Consider the following 21,272-nt stretch of genomic DNA (forward strand, 5'->3'; position numbering starts at 1 on the left):
CCCCTGTACCGCGTGTGCCCCTGTACCGCGTGTGCCCCTGTACCGCGTGTGCCCCTGTACCGCGTGTGCCCCTGTACCGCGTGTGCCCCTGTGCCGCGTGTGTCGCCCGTGGTGCCTGTGCCCTTGTGTCGCCTTGGCGCCGGCTTGCAGGCAGAGGGGGACGGGCGGCGGGGGCGTTACCCGGGCCTGATCGCCGTGGCGGCCGCCACGGACAGGCCGAGCGGTGCCGGGTCCGGGTCCGCGGCGAGGGACATGGCCGGGGAAGGCTCTCGTACCGGCGTGGAACGGCTGCGCACGGGGCGCGGGCGGGCCGGGGTCGCGGGGGCGACGCGGAGCGAGAACCAGACCACCTTGCCGGGGCCGTTCTCCTGGTGCCGGGCCCCCCAGGCCTCGCTGACCGCCTCGACGAGGGCGAGGCCGCGCCCGCCCGTCTCCAGCACGTCCAGCATCTCGGGGCTGATCGGGCCGTTCGGTGCACCGGGCGCCCGCGCGGTGTCCAGCGGCTGCCGGGAGACCGCCGTGTGCGGGGTCTGCGCGAACGCCGCCCGGCGGACGGGGAGCCGCGGATCACCGTCGTACACGGAGACCGTGAGCCGCCCCAGCCGCAGTTCGATCTCGACCGTGCATCTCTTGTCCGGCTGCGCGTGCCGGTGGACGTTGCTGAGCAGCTCCGTCACCCCGAGCGCAGCCCGGTCTATGAGCGGATCCAGCTGCCAGTGGCGCAATTGCGCGGAAACGATCCTCCGGATCTGGCCGATCCGGGACGGCAAGGCCTGCAGTTCGACGACGCAGTGCCTACGTGAGTGACTGATCACGGCTGCGACTCCCCGACATGAGTGTTACGGGTGCTGCACCCTCGGTAATGCCCCCTCCAGGGTCACCCACGGTGCGGACGGATGCAACCGAACGCGATCGAAAGCGATCCGCATGGATACCCAAAGTGACTGTTTGTGCAGGTGGGAGAGGTACATTGCGAAAGCAGGGGGCCAGAACGCACGAAGGAGCAAGGCGCATGAGCACCACCCGTACCTCCGGTACGACGGCTACGACGTTGGACGTCGACCGCAGCGACGCGGAGTACCGCGCCTGGCTGAAAGAAGCCGTCCGCAAGGTGCAGGCCGACGCGAACCGCTCCGCCGACACCCACCTCCTGCGCTTCCCGCTCCCTGAGGAATGGGGCATCGACCTCTACCTCAAGGACGAGTCCACGCACCCGACGGGCTCCCTCAAGCACCGCCTCGCGCGCTCGCTGTTCCTGTACGCCCTCTGCAACGGCTGGATCCGCCCCGGCCGCCCCGTCATCGAGGCGTCGTCCGGCTCGACGGCGGTCTCCGAGGCGTACTTCGCCAAGCTGATCGGCGTCCCGTTCATCGCGGTCATGCCGCGCACGACCAGCCGGGAGAAGTGCCGGCTGATCGAGTTCCACGGAGGCGAATGCCACTTCGTGGACGATCCGATGAAGATGTACGAGGAGTCGGCGGACCTCGCGGCCCGCACCGGCGGCCACTACATGGACCAGTTCACGTACGCGGAACGGGCCACGGACTGGCGGGGCAACAACAACATCGCGGAGTCGATGTACCAGCAGCTGCGCCTGGAGCGGTACCCGGAGCCCGCCTGGATCGTGGCGACCGCCGGCACCGGCGGTACGTCGGCGACCATCGCCCGCTACGTCCACTACATGCAGTACGACACCCGCGTCTGCGTCCCGGACCCGGAGAACTCCTGCTTCTTCGACGGCTGGACCGCCAACGACCCGCACGCGAGCAGTGATTGCGGCTCCCGCATCGAGGGCATCGGGCGGCCGCGGATGGAGCCGAGCTTCGTACCGGGCGCCATAGACCGGATGATGAAGGTGCCGGACGCGGCGAGCATCGCCGCGTGCCGGGCCCTGGAAGGGGCCATCGGGCGCAAGGCGGGCGGCTCCACCGGCACGGGAGTGTGGAGCGCACTGAAGATCATCTCGGAGATGGTGGCGGAGGGGCGCACGGGCAGCGTCGTCACCCTGTTCTGCGACCCGGGCGACCGTTACCTGGACAAGTACTACTCGGACGAATGGGTCGCCGCGCAGGGACTGGACATCGCCCCGTACGCCGAAACCATCGAGACCATGCTGGCGACCGGCGTCTGGCGCGAGCCCGGCGACGCCTGACACCCGGCCGGCGGGGCGTCAGGCGTCGCGCCGTCGCGCGCGGCCGTCACGAACGGCGGTCCGCCCGTCAGGCCGTCCAGCGCCGGGCCGCCAGGCGGGCGTCCAAGGTGCGGACCGCGCCGCGGAACGAGCGCCCCAGGCCCGGACGGGCGCCTCCGAGCGCCAGCCGGAACGCGACCGGACCGTCCGCCGCGAACGTCCAGCGGATGCGGGTGCCCGGGCCCGGCCCGGCGGGGGCGAGCCGCCATTCCTCCAACAGGGCTCGTAGACCTGGGGCGTTGGTTTCATCGACCCGGTAGGCGTAGCGCAGCAGCCCGGCATCGGCCGCCACGATCGTCTCCTGGAAGCGGACCCCGCCCCGCAGCCTGATCTCCCGACCGGCGCCGCCGTGCGTCGGCCGGGCCCGGACCACCGCCCCGAACCAGCCGGGCCAGCCCTCGACCTCCTCGGCCAGCGCCCGGTAGACCGTCTCGGGCGGCGCGGCCATCACGGACTCGAAGGCGAGGCGGACCGGGGCGCTCTCGGTGAAGTCCAGCCCCACCGGGCGGAGTCGGCGAGCCATGGTGGTACCTCCTGGTGCTGGTGCTGGTGCTGGTGCTGGTGCTGGTGCTGGTGCGGGTGCGGGTGCGGGTGCGGGTGTGGTCCGGTGCGGTGCGCGTGCGGTGCGGTGTCGGTGGAAGGTGGTGCCCGTTTCGCGCAGGGTAGTTGATGGAGCGTCAGATATCTGCGGTGTGCCCGTCCCAGTGCGCGGATCCCCCGTACAGGGGCTATGCGTGCGCTCCGGTGCGCGGGATCCTGGCTGCAGGACCTGCGCCGACCCCGTCCCGCGAGCGGAGGCCGCCGTGCCGGAGATCCCCCAGCCCCCGCACCCCCTCGCCCTCGAACTCCTCACCCCTCCGCGGCCCCCGGCCCTCGAACTCCGCGTCCACGGCGTCCACGGCGCGGCCCCCGAGGAACTGCTCGACGATCCCCGCACCGTCCGGGTCACCGGCGACTCGATCGCGGCCGTGTTCCGCCGCGCCGTCGACGCCGACGCCGAATCGCACCCCGAGCGGTACGCCGGCCGGCCCGTCGTCGAGGCGTACTGCTGGTCCCGGCTCACCTCCGGCAACGGCTCCCGGGCGCTGTGGCTGCTGCTCCTGCCCTTCATGGTGGTCAACCTCGCCCACTGGGCCCGTCCCGCCGCGCCGCCCGCTCCCGACGGTGCGCCGCCCCCGCGCGCCGTCCGCGCGTACGGGGTGCTGGTCCGGCTCCTCGCCCTCAGCCTCACCCTGCTGCTGCTCGCGGCCGCCTGCGAGGTCGCCCTCGACCTCCTCGCCTGGCAGTGCGCGGGCACGGCCGCCTGTACGGCCTCCCACTCCTGGTTGCGGTTCGCGGAGCCCGGCGGCTGGTGGGGCCAACCCGGGCGGCGGCTCGCTCTCGGCGCCCTGGTCCCGGCCGCACTGCTCGGGCTGCTGTGGTTCCTGTCGAACCGGACGTGGAGCGCGTACGAGTCCCAGACCCCGCCGCAGGACGTAGCCGGCGCCGCCGACCCCGGCCCCGACCCCGCCGAACAGGCCCCTGCCCTCGGTCGGCCCGGGTTCTGGTACGGGCGGCGGATCGTGGCCCGGCTCCGCGCCGCGCACACCGCCGCCGGGCTGCTCACCGTCGCCGCCGCCGTCGCTGCACCCGCCGCCCGCTACGACCGCCGCGCCGGCACCCCCGCCCTCGAAGCCCTCGGCTGGGCCCTGGAGGTGCTGCTCGCCGCCGGGGCGGCCGCCGTCGCCTGGGTCGTCTGCCGGCGCGGCCGGAGCGAGGCGCGGGCCGACCACCGCCTCGACCGGGCCGCCGTCACCCTGCTGCCCGGCACCGCCCTCGTCCTGTTCGCCGCCGTACTGCTCCACACCTCCTGGTCACGTCCCGGCTGGGCCTCCTCCGGCCGGCTGCCGGGCGACGTCGCGTTCGGACTGCTCATGCTCGGCCAGGGCGTCCTCGTCCTCGCCCTCGCCCTGGTCGCCGTCCGCCTGTACCGGCTCGCCCCCGACAGGGCCACCGCGCTGCGCGGCCTCGGCGGGCCCGCCATCGCCATGCTCGGCTGCGCGCTCGGCGGTGTGATGTCCGGCGGGGTCGCCCAGTGGGTCGCCGGCCGGCTCGACGGCGGAGCCACCCCGCCCGTACCACCCGTACTGCTGTCCTGGCAGGCCGCCGTCCTGCCCCCGCTGCTCCTCGTCCTGGCGCTGCTCGCCGCCGTGTTCGCGGTACGAGGCGCCCTCCACCGGCGGCACCTCGCCGCCCGCATTGCCGCCGAGTACCCGGGGGAGCCCCCGGACGCGGACCGCAGCCGCCGCATCGCCGGAGCCCGGGCCGCCGCCGCGCTCACCGACTCCGCTCCCTGGTTCGTCGGCGCCGTCTCCGGGGTCACGCTGCTGCTCGGAGCGGGCGCCCTGGCCGGGGCCTGGTTGAGCGGGGAGGTCCCGGGCGAAGCCGCCCGCGGCAGCCACCCGCTCCTGGAAGCCGCCGCCCGCGCCGCACAGGACGCCGGCTCCTGGCTGATCGGCTTCGGCTTCCTCCTCTTCGTCACCTGGGGCCGCCGCGCCTACCGGGATCCCGCCGCCCGCCGCACCATCGGCGTGCTGTGGGACGTCGGCACGTTCTGGCCGCGCGCCGCCCACCCGTTCGCCCCGCCCTGCTACGCCGAACGCGCCGTACCCGACCTGACCTGGCGGATGACCGCCTGGACCGGCCGCACCGGCGGCCGCCTGGTGATCTCCGGCCACTCCCAGGGCAGCGTGCTCGCCGCGGCCGCCGTCTGGCAACTCCCGCCGCAGGCACGCCGCCGCGTCGCCCTCCTGACGTACGGGTCCCCGCTGCGCCGGCTCTACGGGCGCTGGTTCCCGGCCTACTTCGGCCCCGCGCCCCTGACGGCCCTGTACCGGCAGGTCGACTGCTGGCGCAACCTGTGGCGGGCCACCGACCCGATCGGCGGCCCGGTCACCGCGGACCCCGCCGAGGAAGTGGACCGGGGCCCGCTCGCCGACCCGCTCGCCTACGGGCGCAGCGCGGGGCACCCTTTGCCCGCGCCCGTCCTGGGTCACTTCGACTACCCGTCCGACCCCGCCTTCGCGGCCGAACGCGACGCCCTCCTCGCCCGCCTGGCCGGCCCGCCCCACCCGAACCTGCGGAAGCCCCCCGACCGGTCGGCCACCCCGGACCGGCGAGCGACCCTCGACCGCTCGGCCCCCGACCGTTCCCGGCCCCACGTGCCGGCACCCAGGGTCAGCACCGAGCCGGCAGTGCCGGCAGATCCTCCGGAAACAGCAGCGTGAGCTCGTCCGTCCCCGCATCCGCCAACTGCGCCACCCGCCCCGCGTGCCGTTCGACCATCGCCTCGAACGTCTGCCGCGCAGTACGGCCGTTGCCGAACGCCGAACCCTTCGGCAGCTCGGTGAAGTACGTCAGCAGCGCCTCGGCCGTGCCCTCGCCGAGCCGGTACTCGTGCTCCTCCGCCTGCTGCTCCACGATGCGCAGCAGCTCCCCGGGCCCGTAGTCGCCGAAGGTGATGGTCCGTGAGAACCGGGAAGCCACGCCCGGGTTGACGGTCAGGAAGCGGTCCATCTCCTCCGTGTACCCGGCGACGATCACCACGACCGCGTCCCGGTGGTCCTCCATCAGCTTCACGAGCGTGTCGATGGCCTCGCGCCCGAAATCCCGGCCCGAGTCCTCGGGCGCGAGCGCGTACGCCTCGTCGATGAACAGCACCCCGCCACGGGCCCGCTCGAACGCCTCCTGGGTGCGGATCGCCGTCGAACCGATGTGCTCGCCGACCAGGTCCACGCGCGACACCTCGACCAGGTGGCCGCGCTCCAGGACGCCGAGCGAGGCGAGGATCTCCCCGTAGAGTCGGGCCACCGTGGTCTTGCCGGTGCCGGGGGAGCCGGTGAACACCAGATGGCGGCGCACGGAAGCGGCCTTCAGCCCGGCCTGCTGCCGGCGCCGCCCCACCTCGATCATGTCGGTGAGCGCGCGCACTTCCCGCTTGACGCTCTCCAGGCCGACCAGCGCTTCGAGCCTCTCCATCACCTCCCCGGACCCGCGTGCCCCCGCGGCACTCCGGTCGGCTCCGTCCGCCGCGCGGGTCCCGGACGGCTCCGCCACGGCCGGAGCGGCCGGCGGACCGGCCTGCGCCGGCCCCGCGGCGCTCCGCTGCGGGGCGAGGGTACGGGTCCCCGGGCGCTCCCCGGCGGCGAGTGCGCCGCCGGGGGCCGGCCGGTCGGCGGGCAGGGCCGCGGACTCGTCGGAGGTGCAGCCGTCGGCGACGGGGCCGTCTTCGGCGAACTCGTAGCCGCCGCGTGCGCAGCGTTCGGTGTGGCAGCGGGTCAGTGCGGCCCGGCAGCCGTCGAGGAGGTGGAAGCCGAAGCCGGAGCTGCCGGTCACCCGGCAGGAGTCGAAGCTGCCCAGGCCGCCGGCGGACACGTAGAACCCGGCCTCGGCCGGGGAGGACACCGTGCACCGCCGGACCGAGGGATCGGCCCCCTTGGTGACGATCACCCCGGTCTGCACGGCTTCGATCGTGCAGTCGGCCAGGGTGCCGCCGCTGCCGTGGTCGCGGAACCAGGCCCCGGTGCCCGCCTCCCGGATCCGACAGTCCTCCACCTGCACGGTCGCCCCGTCGCTCACCGACACGGCCGTGTTGCGCACCTGCGACAGGTCGCTGTCGAGCACGTCCGCCCGTGAGCCCCGGTCCAGGACGAACACCGCGTCGGGCACGTCGTGCACCCGGCACCCGGTCAGCGAGACGGTGGCGCCGTCGCTGATCCACACCGCCGGGTAGTCGCCCGTGCTGTCGTGGATCTCGCAGGAGTCGGCCTCGACCCGGGTGCCCGGATCCCACACCGACAGCCCGTTGCGGCCGAAGCGGCGCACCGTGGTCCGGGCGAGGGTGAGCACGGAACGGGCCCGCAGGTCCACCCCGTTCTCCGGGACGTCGTGGACGTCGCAGCCGGAGAGGTCGAGGACGGCGTCCGTGTCGAGGGTGATCCCGTCGGCGGTGGTGCGGTGCACCGTGCAGTCGGTGAGGCGGGCCGCCGCACGGGCGGCGACCTGCACGCCCGTCCCCTTGATCTCGTACACCTCGCAGCCCAGCGCCTCCAGACCCGAGCCCTCGCCGGTCACGGCGATCCCCGCGCCCGCGGCATGGTGGATCCGGCACCGCTCCAGCCGAGGATGCCCGCCCCCGCGGACGGAAACCCCCGCCTGGCCGGCGGCGACGACCTCACACTCCTCGAACACCCCGCCGCCGCCGTCCAGTACGGCGATCCCGACGCCCGTCGGGTTCTCCACCGTGCACCGCCGCACCAGCGGCCGGGCCCCGCCGCGCACCTCGATGCCGGCTGCCGAGCGGGTGCTCACCCGCAGGCCGGTCAGCTCCGGGCAGCCGGCCTCCACGAGCAGGGCGGGCGCCGCCCGGTCCTGGCCCTCCAGGTGGAGGTCCTGGACCAAGGCCGAGGCGCGCAGGATGAGGGCGACCCCGTCCGGAGGGGCGATCCGTACCGAGCCCGGCGCGCCCTCGGGCCCGCGCAGCGTGACGGCGTGGTGCAGCACCAGGTTCTCCCGGTAGGTGCCGGGAGTGAGGGTCAGCACGTCGCCGTCGCCCGCCGCGGCCAGCGCCGCGGCCAACGTCGGATACTCACCGGAGCGGCGCCGCCAGCGCGAAGACCCGCCGTGCGTCAGCTGGACCGTGCCCTGTGCCATGGTGCTGTCGTGCCCCCGCCCTCGTTCTCGTGCTCGCCCTGCCGAACCGGCCGCACCGGCTGATCCCGCCGGAGCCGCCCTCAGCGGCTGACGGCAACCGTTCCGGCCGCTCCACCGTAGCGCGCGGGGAGCCGATGGGAGGCCAGGTCAACTGCCGGCGCCCGCCCGGCCCCAGTCCGGTCCCGCCGCCGCCCAGGCCCGGTCGAGGAGTACGTACCTCTGGTGCATGAGCCTGCGGACGACGAGACGGCGGGTGGTTTCCGCCAGTGCCGCGGCGCCAAGGGCGGCGGCCAGGCCCACGACCGCCGCGTGCACGCCGGTGGAGGCGGGGTCGAGTGGACGGGGCACCAACCGGCCGCGCAGATCGGTCCATATCCGGAACCGGTCGCCGGCCCGCGGCGGTTCCTCGGCCGCCGGTACCGTCCCCAGGTGGCTGCTGCCGTCCGGCGCGGTCCAGGCGGCCACGATCTGCGTACGCTGCGGGGCCTGCCGCTGCGGCGCCGGCTCGTCGCCCGCGCCCCCGGTCGCCCCGACGGCGGCCGGCCGGACCACCACCGCCGGGACGAGGTACCGCTCCTGCCCTTGCTCGCGCGCCGCCCGCTGCAGTGTGCCGTCCACCTGGCGGCCCGTGACCCAGCCGACGGCCGGGGCCACCAGCAAGACGCACACCAGCGCGGCGAACGCCACCCACGCCTCGAAAAGATCGGTCGGCCGCCGCAGCGGATTGCGCCGCCAACGCCACACACCCATTGCTGCCCACACGGTCCGGCACCCCCTTGCCTCCGTCTGACCCAGGCACCTTTCGGATGATCCAACGGCATAGTCACGACGGTTGGTTCCAGGGATCCGCCAGAGCCCCCCGAAGGTGTCATTCCGGGGAACCGGCAGGAACCCGGGGAGTCACTCCAGGACGCGGACCTCGTCGCCGACGCGCACGGTGCCCGTCCGCACCGGCACCAGCTGCCGCCCGAACGCCAGCGACTTGCCGATCCGCCGGTGCCGGGCCAGGGTCTTCAGCGGCTCCTTGCCGCGCTCGGCCGTCCTCTGGTCGGTCGTGGTCACGATGCACCGCCCGCACTCCCGCGCCCCGCGGAAGACCGCGTCGCCGATCGCGATGCGCCGCCACCCGTCCTCCGCCCAGGCCTCGGCCCCGGCGACCACCACATTGGGCCGGAACCGGTCCATCGGCAGCGGGCCCTCCTCGGGATGGTCCCCTTGGGCGATCAGCGAGTTGAGCGCGTCCAGCGACGCCAGCGTGGTGAGGAGCACCGGATAGCCGTCGGCGAGGCTCACCGTCTCGCCGGGCAGTGCGTAGTCGGGGTCCACCGGGCGCCGTACGGCCGGGTCGTCCAGGTGCACCAGTCGTACCGGAACCCCGAGGTACGTGCCGAACCAGTCGGCCGCGGCGTCCGCCGCGACCACCGTCTCGACCTTCTTGCCGAACAGCAGCACCGGCTCCAGCAGCCCCGGCTCCGGAACCTCCACGACCAGGTCGGCCATGCCCGGCGCCGACACCGCGACGCCGCCTCCCTCCAGCGGACGCGCCGAGGCCAGGGCCAGACGCGGCTGCTGGCGTTGGGTGATGACCGTGCCCTCGGGGTCCACCAGCGCCCAGCGCCGGTCCGCGGCCAGGCCCCAGGGCTGCACGGCCACCTCGTCGGGAGCTGTCCCCGCTACCGACTTGACGGGATGGACGTGCAGCGCCTGGACATACGAGTTCGACATGGGGGCATCCTGCCAGGTGCCCCGCTGCCACCCCAGTGGCCACCGGCGGGACGGGGGCACGGGCAGGGGCCCGGCGGGACCGGCACCGGCCCGTCAGGACCGGGCGGCCGTCTTCCGCGCGTCCGCCCGCGGGCGCCCCCGGGCGGGTCGGCACGCGTGCTGCGCGCGCGGACGAACCGCTCGCACGCGTGCTGCTGTGCCCCTAGTAGGCCCGCCCCTGGTACGGGCGGCCGTACGGGTCCTCGTACGAGGGGCCCGCGGCGGGCGCCGCGACCTGCATCGGCCGCGGTGCCGCCGGGCGCATCGCCTCGTACCCGGTGCCCGCGGCGACCGGCCGGGGCTGCTGCGGCTGCGCCTGCTGCATGTACCCCGCGCGGGCCGCGACCGGCTGCTGTTGCGGGATGTACGGCGCGGGCGCGTTCTGCAGGGGCACCGGGGAGGGCGCGCCCTGGCCCGGATACGGGTAGCCGTACCCGCCCGACTGCTGCGGCTGCGGAGGCGTCGGGGCCGGGGGCAGCGCGGCCGGGAGAGCGGGCAGCGCGGAGGCGAGGGCCGGCAGGTACCCACCGCTCGAGTAGCCGGAGCCCGGCGAATCGTAGGCGGCCGGAACACGGATCGGGGCGATCTGCGGAGTGCCGCGTTCCGCCACGAGCGAGTCGTAGATGGGGGTGTCCGGGAAGGAGGGCGCGGAGTAGTAACCGCCGCCATAAGTGGAGCGGGGGGAGGTCATGGGACCTAAGTTAAGCCCACGGCTTCACCGGGTCCATAGCTAGGTGTGACGGATGCCGCGCTGACCTGCATCTTCGCAGGTCAGTGGCACACCCTTCACTTCACGTTCACGTGCACGATTCGCCACTTCCGCACCCTCTTGTCCCTACTCGTGCTTGACCGTTGGGTGTTGCACCGACTTGCCGCTGACGCAGCGTCACAACGTGGTGACCTCGGATGACATCGGGTCGAGGCGGTATTTCGCCGTTTCACGCATCGCTCGGCCGGGGATATGTGCGGCCCTTCCAGGCCGCGCCGCGCCCCCGGTAGTGCTGCACCGCCGAATCCACCGTCATCAGCAGGTACAGCAGCGCCGTGAGCGGAAGCAGCGGCGCGAGCACGGCCGGCTGCCGGTAGTAGCGCAGCATCGGCAGGTACGTTCCGGCCATCAGGAGCCAGGCGAGGCCGCCGGCCCAGGCGGTCGCGGGGCTCCCGGAGGCGAGCCCGGCGACCAGGGCGGTCGGGGGGACGAGGTACACCAGGACGAGCCCGGCCACCGTCCCCGCCAGCAGCAGCAACCGGTGCCGCAGTTGGGCGTACGCACTGCGCGCGACCATCCGCCACAGGTCCGCGAGCGCCGGGTACGGGCGCACGCTGTCCACCCGCTCCGCGAGCCCCAGCCAGATCCGACCGCCGGAGTCCCGGACGGCGCGGGCGAGGGAGACGTCGTCGATGACGGCCTGCCGGATCGAATCCGGAACGCCGGCCCGGACCGCCGCCCGGGTGCGCAGCAGGACGCAGCCGCCGGCCGCGGCGGCCGTCCGGCCGGTGGGCCGGTTGATCCGACGGAACGGGTAGAGCTGCGCGAAGAAGTAGACGAACGCCGGCACGACGAGCCGCTCCCAGAAGCTGGCGACCCGCAGCCGCGCCATCTGCGAGACCAGGTCCAGGCCGGCGGAGGTGGCCGCTGCGACCAGTTCGCGCAGGCTGTCGGGCTCGTGCGCGATGTCGGCGTCGGTGAGCAGCAGGTACTCGGGCTCGGCGGCGCGGGCGCTCCGGGCGTACTCGATGCCCCGGCGCAGCGCCCACAGCTTCCCGGTCCAGCCGGGCTCGGGCTCGCCGGCGGGGACGACGGTGAGCGGCAGCCCCGGCTGCACGCGGGCCAGGCGGCGGGCGAGTGCTGCCGTGCCGTCCGTACTGCCGTCGTCCACCAGGATGACCTCCGCCCGGCCGGGATAGTCCTGGGCGAGGAGGGAGGGGAGGCTGCACGGGAGCACCTCGACCTCGTCCCGGGCCGGGACGACGATGGCGACGGACGGCCATCGGGCGGGGGCGGTGCGCGGGGGGAGACGGACGTCGGTCCGCCAGAACATGCCCTGGGCGAGCGTCAGCCAGAGCCAGGCGGCGAGGGAGGCGCACGCGGCGCCGAGAAGTCCCATGCGGGCAGTCTGCCGAACCCGGACCTCCCTGTCCCGCACCCCGCCCGCCCGGGCCGCACCCCGTGCGTTCGGGCCGCACCCCGTTCCGGCCCGCGGGGCGGTCCGGCTGGCTTCGCGGAGCCTGCGCGGAACGTGCTGCCGGAGCCCGCCGCAGCACGGCCGGAAGGGGTGTGGCACGGAGCACAGGCAGGGGGGCGTCGGGGGTGGGGAAAGGGGTGCGTCGATTAAGGTGACCAGGTGAAGATCGCGCTCATGGACTCCGGAATCGGCCTCCTCGCGGCTGCCGCCGCGATGCGGCGGCTGCGCCCGGACGTCGACCTGGTCCTGTCCTCCGACCCCGTCGGCATGCCCTGGGGGCCGCGTACCCCCGAGGACCTCACCGGGCGCGCGCTCGGTGTCGCCCGTGCCGCCGCCGCGCTCCGCCCGGACGCGCTGATCATCGCCTGCAACACGGCCTCCGTCCACGCCCTGCCCACCATCCGGGCGGAGCTGGAACCCGCGATCCCCGTCATCGGTACCGTGCCGGCGATCAAGCCCGCCGCTGCCGCCGGCGGGCGCGTGGCGATCTGGGCCACGCCCGCCACCACCGGCAGCCCGTACCAGCGGGGGCTCATCCGTGACTTCGCCGCCGGGGCCCGTGTCACGGAGGTGCCCTGCCCCGGGCTCGCCGACGCCGTCGAGGCGGCGGACGAGGTGGCCATAGCCGCCGCCGTTGCGGCCGCCGCCGAGCTGACCCCGGCCGACGTCACCGACGTCGTGCTCGGGTGCACCCATTACGAGCTCGTCGAGGCGGCCGTCCGGGCCGCCCTGGCCGAGCGGACCGGTGGGGCCGAGCCGGCCTTCCACGGTTCCGCCGAGGCCGTCGCGCTCCAGGCGCTGCGCCGCATCGGCGCCGCCCCCGAGCCCGGGCTCCCCGCCACCGGTGCGCTGACCGTGCTGCTCAGCGGCGACGAGGGCGCGCTGCCGGCTCCCGCGCTCGGCTACGCCGAGGGCCGGCTGCTGGTCGGGGAGGGCGCGGCGCTCGGCTCCGCCTGAGTCCTCGCCCGCCGCGCCGCGCCGCGCCCCCCGCCCTGCCGTCCCCTGTGCGTCACGGCCCCTCCGCCGCCAGGCGACGGGCCAGGCTGCGTAGGCCGTCCGCGTCCAGGACGCGGTCGCCGGAGCCGGGCAGCGGGACGTGCAGCGGGGCCGTCCACTCCGCCGGGATCGCCGCCTGGCCGTAGTGGACGCCGGCCAGCGTGCCCGTGACCGCGGCGACCGTGTCGGTGTCCCCGCCCAGGTCCACGGCCGCCCGGACGGCCTGCGCGAAGCCGCTCGTGGTCCGCAGCGCCCACACCGCCGAGCCCAGGCAGGGCCACACCGCGCCGTTGAACTCGGTGGCCAGGTCCGGGTGCCAGTGCGGGTCGAGGACCCGTTCGTAGCGCTCGCGCTGCTCAGGGTCTACCGCCGCGAGCGCTCCCGGAATGCCGGTCAGTGGATCGGCGCCGGCCAGGCCGACCCGTACGAGTTCGTGCAGGACGGCGGTGCCCTCCCAGGCCGCGGGGTCGCCGTGGGTGAGCGCCGCGATCCGCCGTGCCGCGGCCATGGTCCCCTCACGCCCTTCGGCGGCGAAGTACACCGCCGACGTCGACGCCCGCATGAGGGAACCGTTGCCGGCCGCCCGCGCGTTCACCTGGAAGTGCAGCGCCGCGGCCAGATCCCACGGCTCGCCGCTGGTCAGCACGTCCTCGGTCTGGAGCCCGATGTCCTTCGGCCCGGCAGCCGCCCAGCGCCGGAACCGCTCGAAGACGTCGGGGAGTTCGAGGCCGCCGTGCTCCAGCAGCGACTCGCCGACGAGCACGGCCATCTGCGTGTCGTCCGTCGCCTCGCCCGGGTCCCAGCCGCCGCCCCCGCGCATCTCCGCGCCGCGCGCGCCCAGTTCCCCCGCGGGCCCGAACTCGTAGGGCGCGCCGAGGGCATCGCCCACGGCCGAGCCGAGCACGGCGCCCACGGCGCGGTCGGTCCGGTCGCCCCGGTCGGTCCAGTCGCCCCAGTCGGTCCGGTCGCCCCGATCGGTCCGATGGGTCCGGTCGATTCCGTCGATCCGGTCGATGTCGTCGATTCCGCTGATGCCGCTGATGCGGTCCATTGGGCTGAACGGGTCGGTCATGTCACTGTTCCTCCCCCGACGGTTCGGGGCATACGCCGCCCAGCACGTCCCGCGCGAAGGCGTCCAGGTCGTCGAGCCCGGCCGCACGCAGTGTGTCCGGCGCCCCGGCCACCAGGTGCCAGACGGCCCCGTGCATGGCGAGGGTGAGGACGCGGGCCTGGGCGGGCCCGTCGGGGAGCCCGGCCGCGCCGAGCAGCTGCCGGTGCGCCGCGAAGTCCGCCGCACCGACCGGGTCGAGCAGCGCGGCCAGCCACGGCCGCCGCGCCGCTTCCGTCTGCAATTCCAGATAGGCCAGCACGCGCGGCCGCCCCGCCCCCGCCACATCGCGCAGTAGCCCCGCCAGCAGGGCCGCCAGCCCGGCCCGGTCGGTGGGGCCCGGGCCCCGACCGGCGAGGGCGTCCGCCAGCGTCCGGTACTGCTCCACGCAGCGCTCGGCCACCGCCCGGAGCAGGGCGTCGCGGGTCGGGAAGTAGTTCTTGGCGGTGCCCAGGGGCACGCCGGCCGAGGTGTCGACGGCACGGTGCGTCAGCCCGCGCGCGCCCGCCTCCGCCAGCACCGCCGTGGCCGCGTCGCGCAGCCGGTCCCTCCGGTCCTGATTCACCATGGCAGTCTAACCACGCCTGTGGTACTACAGGTGTAGTACCACAGATGTGGTGCTAGGGAGCGAGGGGTAGGTCATGCACGGCACGCACCGCACCACCAGCACCGCAGAGACCGTCAGTACCGCCAGCGCCACCCCTGGCACGGCGCTCGTCGTCGGAGCGGGCGTCGGCGGGCTCGCCGCCGCCATCGGGCTCCGCCGCGCCGGCTGGTCGGTCACCGTCCTCGAACGGCGCACCGCCCCGGAGCGCTACGGGACGGCCTTCGGCATCCACCCCACCGCCCAGGCGGCCCTGGACCGGCTCGGCCTCGGCGAGGCCCTGCGGGCGCGCGCGGTCCCGTACCGCCACGCGAAGATCCGCCGGCCCGACGGGACGGTGCTGGCCGCCCTTCCGCTCGACCGGATCGAACGCAAGGCGGGCCGCCCCGAACTGCTCATCTCCCGCCCGCACCTCCTCGACGCCCTGCTCGACGCACTCGACGGGCTCGGCGGCACCCCGATCGCGTACGGGCAGCCACTGACCGACCTCCGCGGGATCGACGCCGACCTCGTCATCGGCGCGGACGGCATCCACAGCGCCGTGCGCACCGCCCGCTTCGGCAGCCGCAGCACCGTACGCACCCTCGGCACGGTCGCCTGGATCGGCATCGCGGGCTTCGAGACCGGCGTGTGCGGCGAGACCTGGGGCGCGGGACGCTTCTTCGGCATGACCCCCGTCGAGCCGGGGCGCACCAACTGGTACGCCACGGTCCCCGGCGCCACCACCGCCGAAGAGCTGCGCGCCGCCTTCGTGGACTGGCACGACCCCGTCCCCCGGGTCCTCGACGCCACCGACCCGGCGACGTGGATCCGGTACGAGATGCGCCACCTCCACCCGGCGCTCCCCGCCTTCACCGACGGCCGCCGCACCGCCCTGGTGGGCGACGCGGCCCACGCGATGACCCCCAACCTGGGCCAGGGCGCCTGCACCGCCCTGCTCGACGCCGAAGCCCTCACCCGGGCGGTCGCCGCGCACGGCCGGGCCGGGCTCCCCGCCGCCCTGCACGCGTACGACGGGGAACGGCGCCGTTCCGCCCAGCGCATCGCCCTCGCCTCCCGCAGCCTGCACCGCTTCATGACGGTCCGCCGCCCGGCCCTGCGGGACGCGCTCGTCGGGCTCCTGCCCGGCTGAGGCGGGCCGGCCCGCCCGGCCGGCTACCGGCCGGGTTTGCCGGACGGCTGCCGCGGACAGGTGCGGCGCAGAGCGGCCGGCCCGACGATCCGGCCCCGGCCGGCGGCGGGCCGCCGGCCGGGCGAGAGGTGGTGGCACAGGTGCGGAAGGTGAGTACGCTGCTACCCATGACGGGTCACCCTCCTGGTCCGCTCTGGACGGGCCGGGCAACCAACCGCGTGCAATGGGTGCTGGCCGCGGCCGGCGCGGCCGCCCTGGCCCTCGGCATCGAGCTCGCCGTCGACTCCCCGTGGAACTCGGGCATCGTGCCCCTGCTGATGTCCGTGGTCGGGTGCCTCGCCGTCGGGCTCCTGATCCTCTACGGCACCCTCGCCTTCGTGCAGGTCTCCGTCACCGTCGACGCCGAGGCCGTCGAGGTGCGCTGCGGCCACATCGGGGTGCCCCGCCGGACGGTCCGGCTCCAGGAGGTCACCTCTGCCGAGTACCTGCCCCACATCACCCCCCAGCAGTGGGGCGGCTGGGGCCACCGCTGGCGCCCCGAGAAGGGCACCGCCATCGTCGTCCGCCGCGGTGAGGGCCTCGCCCTCCACCTCGGGGACGGGAAGGTGTTCACGGTGACCGTCGACGACGCCGAGAACGCCGTCCGCGTCATCCGCTCGCACCTGCACACCCTGGCCGGCTGAGCCGCCCTGCCCGAACCGCCCGGTCGCCCCGACCGACAGGGTCGTCGCAGCTCGCAGCTCGCAGCTCGCAGCCGCGGAGCAGCCGCCCCACCTGCGCCCGCCCGCGCGCCCGGACCGGCCACGTACACTCCGCCAGATGAGCAGCAGTGTCACCGAAGAGCCCCGCGCCACCGGAGCGGCAGCCCCCGCCGGAGCCGAAACCACCCCGCCCGTGGGCGGCCGCCCGTCCGGGCGGAAGGCCGCCGCTGGGGTCCGTGCGGCCCTCGCCGCCGCCTCCGGCGTGCTGCTCTACCTCAGCTTCCCGCCCCGACCCCTGTGGTGGCTGGCTCCCCTCGCCCTCGCCGTGTTCGCCGGCTGCCTCCACGGCCGCCGCGCCCGTGCCGGCTTCGGCCTGGGCCTGCTGCACGGGCTGGGCTTCCTGCTGCCGCTGCTCGTGTGGACCAGCGAGGGCGTCGGCCCCGTCCCGTGGATCGCCCTCGCCACGCTCGAAGCCGTCCTCATCGGCTTCACCGCCCTCGGGATCGCCCTCGTCAGCCGGCTCCCCGCCTGGCCGCTGTGGGGGGCCGCCGTCTGGATCGCCGGGGAGGCCCTGCGCGCCCGCGCCCCCTTCGGTGGCTTCCCGTGGGGCAAGCTCGCCTTCGGGCAGGCCGACGGGATCTTCCTCCCGCTCGCCGCCCTCGGTGGCACCCCGCTGCTCTCGTTCGGCACCGCCCTGTGTGGATTCGGCCTGTACGAGGTGCTGCGCACCGTCCGAAACCACCCCCGCCGCGGTGTCGCCGCCCTGGCCGCACTCGCCGTCGCCGCCCCCGTGGGCACGGCCGTGGCCGCCCGCCCGCTGGTGTCCGACGCGGCCGAGGACGGCACCGCCGTGGCCGCCGTGATCCAGGGCAACGTGCCGCGCGCCGGGTTCGACTTCAACGCCCAGCGCCGCGCCGTCCTCGACAACCACGCGAAGCGGACGATCCAGCTCGCCGACGACGTCCGGGCCGGCCGCGCGCCCGAGCCCGACTTCGTGGTCTGGCCGGAGAACTCCTCGGACATCGACCCCTTCTCCCAGCCCGACGCCCACCGGGTCATCGACAACGCGGTCAAGGCCATCGGCGTGCCGGTCGCGATCGGCTCCGTGCTGGCTCCCGAGACCGGCCCGCTGCGCAACACGATGATCCTCTGGGATCCCGTCAAGGGGCCCACGCACACCTACGACAAGCGCAAGATCCAGCCCTTCGGCGAGCGCATCCCGATGCGGTCCTTCGTCCGGCTCTTCAGCGCCGACGTGGACCGCGTGCAGCGGGACTTCGGCCCCGGCAAGGAGCCCGGCGTCTTCGACATGGCGGGCAGCGGCATCGGCATGGTCACCTGCTACGAGGCCGCCTTCGACGACGCCGTCCGCTCCACCGTCCGCGCGGGCGCCCAGGTCATCGCCGTACCGAGCAACAACGCCACCTTCGGCCGGACCCAGATGACCTACCAGCAGCTCGCCATGGACCGGGTCCGGGCCGTCGAGCACAGCCGGACCGTCCTCGTCCCGGTCACCAGCGGCGTCAGCGCGGTCATCCGCCCCGACGGCAGGGTCGTACAGCAGACCGAGATGTTCACCGCCGACGCGCTCGTCGCCGAGATCCCGCTGCGCTCCACCGAGACCCCCGCGACCCGCCTCGGCCCGCTGCCCGAGTACGCGCTGGTCGCCCTGGCCGCGGGCGGTTTCGGCTGGCTCCTGGTGCGCCGGACCCGTGCCCGCCGCAGCGCCGCCTGAGCGGTGCGGCGGCGTCGGCCTCGTAAGGTCGGGGCATGACCACACCTGAGTTCATCCGCGAGATCCGAGCCCATGCCGGGAACCGGTTGCTCCTGCTGCCCGCAGTGACCGCCATCGTCTTCGACGACCGTGGTCACGTGCTGCTCGGGCGGCGCTCCGACACCGGCCGGTGGGCCGTGGTCGGCGGCATCGCGGAACCGGGCGAGCAGCCCGCCGACACCGCCGTGCGCGAGGTGTACGAGGAGACGGCCGTGCGCTGCGTCCCGGAGCGCGTGGTGATGGTCGAGATGCTGCAGCCCATCACCTACCCCAACGGCGACGTGTGCCAGTTCCAGGACATCACCTTCCGCTGCCGGGCGACCGGTGGTGATCCGCGCGCCAACGACGAGGAGTCGCTGGAGGTGGCCTGGTTCCCGCCGGACGCCCTGCCCCCGCTGGACCGGTTCGGGCTGGAGCGCGTCAGCCGGGCCCTACGGGACGAGCCGACCTGGTTCGCACCCGCCGGCGTGCTCCCGGAGGAGGTCCGGGCGGCCGGCGCGGGCGCGGAGATCCCGGCCGACCGGCGGGGCGGGGACCGCGTCCCGGCGTGGGTGCCGGAGGGCATCCCGGAGTAGCCCCCACACCGACGCCCGCGGCTCAGCCCGCGTCGGCCGCCTCGCGGTACAGCCCCACCGTCCGGTCGCCCATGACGGCGCTGTACGAGACGTCCGGGTCGGTGCCCCCGCCCTCGTGGCCGCCGAGCACCCCGGCCACGGCGCCGTCCACCAGCCACGGGCTGCCGCTCGTGCCGCCGCTGAGGGCGGGGCAGTCGATGCGGCGCTGGGTCGCGGAATGCAGGGCGGTGCTGTTCGCGCAGCGCAGCGGGGCGTCCTCCGTGCTCGGGTAGCCGATGACCGTCACTGGCGCGTCGTCCGGCTGTTCGGCGGCCACCGGGAACCCGCCCACGGTGTCCTCGACGTACGGGCCCTGCCCGCCGTCCACGGGGACCACCGTGGCGAACGCCACGTCCGCGTCCGGATCCTCGCCGTCCGTCCAGTCCGGCGCCACGAAGACGCCGGAGAGCCGCCACATCCCGTACGGGGCCCTACCGTCGCGGTAGCCCGGTGCGAAGACCGTGTTCTGCGGGTCACCCAGGCAGTGCGCGGCCGTGGCGATCACGTTGCGGCCGTCGCTGCGGACCACGGCGGCGGTGCAGAAGTGGCCGCCGTCGGGACCGCCGGCGAACAGCGGCCCGATCCGGTCCGCCGTCGCGTCGGGCACCGCCCGCGCCGTCACGCCCGGCGGCGGAACCGCACCGGCATCCGGCGTGTTCAGGCTCAACAGGGTGGCCATCGCGGCCAGCGCCGCAAGCGTCCGGGAGGTCCGGCGGACGGCGGGGCGGCGGGCCGGTCGGAGGGGCATGCGCTGGATCATGTTCCGAGGCTCCCCCTCGAAACTGTGACCGGAGCCCGTTATTCCATATGAATCCGCTGTGAATCCGGGGCGGATTCATTACCGCCGCCGGCCCGTCGGGGCTACCGGCGCTCGTACACCGTGACCCGGCGGCCCCGGACCTGCCGGTCCTCCACCACCCTGAAGTGCTCCCCGAGCACGGCCGCCTTCGCCGCGTCCCGCGCCGCGCCCGACGGCTTCGCCACCTTCGCGGCGTCCGTGACCAGCAACACCCGGCGCCGTTCCAGCAGGGCCGCCCTGATCCGCGCCGGGCCCGCCTCCTCGCCCTTGAGCGTCCCCGAGGCCACCGGGTCCCGCTCCAAGGCGACGTCCGCCAGCCCCGCGAAGGCGCCGGGGGAGACCAGCGCGGTGTCCCGGCGGGCCGCCGGGACGAACAGCACCGCGTCTCCCGGCCGCTTCAGCCGCGCCACCTCGCCGGCCACCGCCAGCACGTCGTCGACCCGGCTCGCCGGGGCCCGCTTGGCCAGCTCCACCGGCAGCAGCGCCAGCACGGCGATCCCCACCACACCCGGCACCAGTAGGCGCGACGCCCGCGGGAACCGGGGCGCGGCCGCCCGTACGGCGGCGCCCAGGGCGGCGCCGATCAGCAGCGCGAGGCCGATCATGCTGAAGAGCACGTACCGGTCCAGGAACAGGGGCTGGACGAGCGAGATCCCGATCAGCGCCAGTTGCGGGACCGCCAGCAGCGGCAGCCCCACGGCCGCCGCCGACAGTCGGCCGGTCCGCGGCCGGTCCAGCCACGCGCCCAGCCCGCCGATCGCCAACAGGATCGCCGGGCCGATCATCATGTGCCAGGTCAGCGGCGGAATCCACGACACCTGCTCGGACTGGCTCCGGCTGAACAGGATCAGCGGGAGGGCCCCCGCCACGGCCCCCGCCGCGGCGGCCACCCAGCGCCCGACCACCCCCCGCCCCGCACCCGACCACCACAGCGTCACGGCGTGCGCGGGCAGGACCAGCAGCGACAGCCAGTTCAGCAGTGCGCACACCAGCACGGTGAACCCGTACGCGGTCCAGCGCGGCCACACCCGCCGCCCCCGCCGTCCCCGGCCGGCCCGCCCTCCCCGGCCTCCCCGGCCTCCCCGGCCTCCCAGCCCGGCCGCCCCTTCCGCTGCGTCCGCTGCGTCCGACAGGAGGGACACCAGCAGCAGCGTCGACACCCCGGCGCCGGCGGCGACCAGCGCGTACGGGCGGCCCTCCTGGAGGTAGAACTGCACGGCCGGCAGCAGCGGCAGCGCCAGCCCGCCCCCCAGCCCCGCCCAGAACCCGGCCACCCTCCGGCCGATCAGCGCCGTGCACGCCGCGGCGCCCGCAACCGCCAGCACCGACGGCAGCCGCAGCGTCGCCGTGCTCGCCCCGAACACCTCGAACAGGCCGTGCATCAGCAGGTAGTACAGCCCGTGCACGGCGTCGACGTTGCCGAGCATCCGCCATGTCTCGCCGACCGAGCGCCCGGCCGCGACCTGCCAGGTCGCCGCTTCGTCGCGCCACACGCTGTCCTGCCGGGACAGCCCCCACAGCCCGAGGCCCAAGGTCCACAGGACCGGTACCAGCCACACGAGGATCCGCCGTCGGCCCGCGGTGATGTCGGAAGTCATGGAACGGATCGGATCCTCGCTGGGCGCCTCGGGCGGAAAACACCAGTCTATGGACGCCACGGACGGTTTCCCGACCCGCTGTTGTGCACCGCGGAGCGAGAACGGGAACCCCGG

16 protein-coding genes and 2 pseudogenes are annotated in these 21,272 nt (G+C 75.1%); 7 read left to right on the top strand and 11 right to left on the bottom strand.

All coding sequences use genetic code 11. From position 1 onward, the window contains the following. Window positions 1-176: 176 nt before the first annotated feature. Complete coding sequence (locus tag ACFV7Q_RS17855; RefSeq protein WP_385429370.1) at window positions 177-815, bottom strand: ATP-binding protein; 639 nt, start codon at window positions 813-815, stop codon at window positions 177-179. Between the two features lie 197 nt (window positions 816-1,012). Here ACFV7Q_RS17855 and ACFV7Q_RS17860 point away from each other — a divergent pair, with 197 nt between their 5' ends. Then, the gene (locus tag ACFV7Q_RS17860) at window positions 1,013-2,152 is read left to right on the top strand and encodes a PLP-dependent cysteine synthase family protein (protein WP_385429372.1); all 1,140 of its coding nucleotides are present in this window, start codon (window positions 1,013-1,015) and stop codon (window positions 2,150-2,152) included. Window positions 2,153-2,219: 67 nt separating this feature from the next. Here ACFV7Q_RS17860 and ACFV7Q_RS17865 read toward each other — a convergent pair whose 3' ends face one another. Then, on the bottom strand, window positions 2,220-2,714 hold the full coding sequence (locus ACFV7Q_RS17865) for an SRPBCC family protein (RefSeq protein WP_385429374.1): 495 nt from the start codon (window positions 2,712-2,714) through the stop codon (window positions 2,220-2,222). Window positions 2,715-3,003: 289 nt separating this feature from the next. Here ACFV7Q_RS17865 and ACFV7Q_RS17870 point away from each other — a divergent pair. After that, window positions 3,004-5,369, top strand: a pseudogene (locus ACFV7Q_RS17870) (hypothetical protein); the annotation flags it as partial. Window positions 5,370-5,407: 38 nt separating this feature from the next. On the opposite strand, the gene ACFV7Q_RS17875 reads toward ACFV7Q_RS17870, so the two are convergent. The 5 genes from ACFV7Q_RS17875 to ACFV7Q_RS17895 form a co-directional block, all read right to left on the bottom strand. Next, the gene (locus ACFV7Q_RS17875) at window positions 5,408-7,882 is read right to left on the bottom strand and encodes a right-handed parallel beta-helix repeat-containing protein (RefSeq protein WP_385429376.1); all 2,475 of its coding nucleotides are present in this window, start codon (window positions 7,880-7,882) and stop codon (window positions 5,408-5,410) included. 147 nt (window positions 7,883-8,029) lie between these two features. Next, the gene (locus ACFV7Q_RS17880) at window positions 8,030-8,632 is read right to left on the bottom strand and encodes a hypothetical protein (protein ID WP_385429378.1); all 603 of its coding nucleotides are present in this window, start codon (window positions 8,630-8,632) and stop codon (window positions 8,030-8,032) included. A 150-nt stretch (window positions 8,633-8,782) separates the two neighbouring features. Next, a complete protein-coding gene (locus ACFV7Q_RS17885; RefSeq protein WP_385429380.1) occupies window positions 8,783-9,607 on the bottom strand; it encodes an MOSC domain-containing protein in 825 nt (274 codons plus the stop codon). Between the two features lie 202 nt (window positions 9,608-9,809). Continuing rightward, window positions 9,810-10,337 carry a DUF6643 family protein gene (locus ACFV7Q_RS17890; RefSeq protein ID WP_385429382.1) on the bottom strand — a complete coding sequence of 176 codons (528 nt, stop codon included), beginning with the start codon at window positions 10,335-10,337 and terminating at the stop codon, window positions 9,810-9,812. 247 nt (window positions 10,338-10,584) lie between these two features. Beyond that, window positions 10,585-11,754: a glycosyltransferase gene (locus ACFV7Q_RS17895; protein ID WP_385429384.1), complete on the bottom strand. Its 1,170-nt coding sequence runs from the start codon at window positions 11,752-11,754 to the stop codon at window positions 10,585-10,587. A 237-nt stretch (window positions 11,755-11,991) separates the two neighbouring features. On the opposite strand from ACFV7Q_RS17895, the gene ACFV7Q_RS17900 reads away from it, so the two are divergent. Next, window positions 11,992-12,789, top strand: coding sequence for a glutamate racemase (locus ACFV7Q_RS17900; RefSeq protein ID WP_385429386.1), 798 nt, complete (start codon window positions 11,992-11,994; stop codon window positions 12,787-12,789). Window positions 12,790-12,841: 52 nt separating this feature from the next. On the opposite strand, the gene ACFV7Q_RS17905 is transcribed toward ACFV7Q_RS17900, so the two are convergent. Continuing rightward, on the bottom strand, window positions 12,842-13,900 hold the full coding sequence (locus ACFV7Q_RS17905; RefSeq protein WP_385429388.1) for an ADP-ribosylglycohydrolase family protein: 1,059 nt from the start codon (window positions 13,898-13,900) through the stop codon (window positions 12,842-12,844). Between the two features lies 1 nt (window position 13,901). Next, entirely contained in the window at window positions 13,902-14,501 is a 600-nt protein-coding gene (locus ACFV7Q_RS17910; protein WP_385429451.1) for a TetR/AcrR family transcriptional regulator, read from the bottom strand. A gap of 76 nt (window positions 14,502-14,577) precedes the next feature. Between ACFV7Q_RS17910 and ACFV7Q_RS17915 the strand changes: the two genes are divergently transcribed. The 4 genes and pseudogenes from ACFV7Q_RS17915 to ACFV7Q_RS17930 all read left to right on the top strand — a co-directional run. Continuing rightward, window positions 14,578-15,672, top strand: a complete 1,095-nt coding sequence (locus ACFV7Q_RS17915) for an FAD-dependent oxidoreductase (protein WP_385429389.1) — start codon at window positions 14,578-14,580, stop codon at window positions 15,670-15,672. 167 nt (window positions 15,673-15,839) lie between these two features. Then, window positions 15,840-16,355 (top strand): hypothetical protein, encoded by a 516-nt coding sequence (locus ACFV7Q_RS17920; RefSeq protein ID WP_385429391.1) that lies wholly within the window; start codon window positions 15,840-15,842, stop codon window positions 16,353-16,355. A 136-nt stretch (window positions 16,356-16,491) separates the two neighbouring features. Then, entirely contained in the window at window positions 16,492-18,108 is a 1,617-nt protein-coding gene (gene lnt / locus ACFV7Q_RS17925; RefSeq protein ID WP_385429392.1) for an apolipoprotein N-acyltransferase, read from the top strand. A gap of 35 nt (window positions 18,109-18,143) precedes the next feature. Then, window positions 18,144-18,611, top strand: a pseudogene (locus ACFV7Q_RS17930) (NUDIX domain-containing protein); the annotation flags it as partial. A 133-nt stretch (window positions 18,612-18,744) separates the two neighbouring features. Here ACFV7Q_RS17930 and ACFV7Q_RS17935 read toward each other — a convergent pair. Continuing rightward, window positions 18,745-19,509: a trypsin-like serine peptidase gene (locus ACFV7Q_RS17935; protein ID WP_385429393.1), complete on the bottom strand. Its 765-nt coding sequence runs from the start codon at window positions 19,507-19,509 to the stop codon at window positions 18,745-18,747. A 113-nt stretch (window positions 19,510-19,622) separates the two neighbouring features. Then, window positions 19,623-21,158, bottom strand: a complete 1,536-nt coding sequence (locus ACFV7Q_RS17940) for a hypothetical protein (RefSeq protein ID WP_385429394.1) — start codon at window positions 21,156-21,158, stop codon at window positions 19,623-19,625. Window positions 21,159-21,272 lie beyond the last annotated feature (114 nt).

Source organism: Streptomyces sp. NPDC059851, from assembly GCF_042732005.1.
Lineage (GTDB): Bacteria > Actinomycetota > Actinomycetes > Streptomycetales > Streptomycetaceae > Streptomyces.

What these genes read in the sequence shown, in the direction of transcription:
- ACFV7Q_RS17920 (WP_385429391.1), top strand. Translation starts at nt 15,840, where the DNA reads ATGACGGGTCACCCTCCTGGTCCGCTCTGGACGGGCCGGGCAACCAAC.
- ACFV7Q_RS17880 (WP_385429378.1), bottom strand. Translation starts at nt 8,632, where the DNA reads ATGGGTGTGTGGCGTTGGCGGCGCAATCCGCTGCGGCGGCCGACCGAT.
- lnt (WP_385429392.1), top strand. Translation starts at nt 16,492, where the DNA reads ATGAGCAGCAGTGTCACCGAAGAGCCCCGCGCCACCGGAGCGGCAGCC.
- ACFV7Q_RS17890 (WP_385429382.1), bottom strand. Translation starts at nt 10,337, where the DNA reads ATGACCTCCCCCCGCTCCACTTATGGCGGCGGTTACTACTCCGCGCCC.
- ACFV7Q_RS17875 (WP_385429376.1), bottom strand. Translation starts at nt 7,882, where the DNA reads ATGGCACAGGGCACGGTCCAGCTGACGCACGGCGGGTCTTCGCGCTGG.
- ACFV7Q_RS17935 (WP_385429393.1), bottom strand. Translation starts at nt 19,509, where the DNA reads ATGCCCCTCCGACCGGCCCGCCGCCCCGCCGTCCGCCGGACCTCCCGG.
- ACFV7Q_RS17865 (WP_385429374.1), bottom strand. Translation starts at nt 2,714, where the DNA reads ATGGCTCGCCGACTCCGCCCGGTGGGGCTGGACTTCACCGAGAGCGCC.
- ACFV7Q_RS17915 (WP_385429389.1), top strand. Translation starts at nt 14,578, where the DNA reads ATGCACGGCACGCACCGCACCACCAGCACCGCAGAGACCGTCAGTACC.
- ACFV7Q_RS17860 (WP_385429372.1), top strand. Translation starts at nt 1,013, where the DNA reads ATGAGCACCACCCGTACCTCCGGTACGACGGCTACGACGTTGGACGTC.
- ACFV7Q_RS17895 (WP_385429384.1), bottom strand. Translation starts at nt 11,754, where the DNA reads ATGGGACTTCTCGGCGCCGCGTGCGCCTCCCTCGCCGCCTGGCTCTGG.
- ACFV7Q_RS17940 (WP_385429394.1), bottom strand. Translation starts at nt 21,158, where the DNA reads ATGACTTCCGACATCACCGCGGGCCGACGGCGGATCCTCGTGTGGCTG.
- ACFV7Q_RS17905 (WP_385429388.1), bottom strand. Translation starts at nt 13,900, where the DNA reads ATGACCGACCCGTTCAGCCCAATGGACCGCATCAGCGGCATCAGCGGA.
- ACFV7Q_RS17885 (WP_385429380.1), bottom strand. Translation starts at nt 9,607, where the DNA reads ATGTCGAACTCGTATGTCCAGGCGCTGCACGTCCATCCCGTCAAGTCG.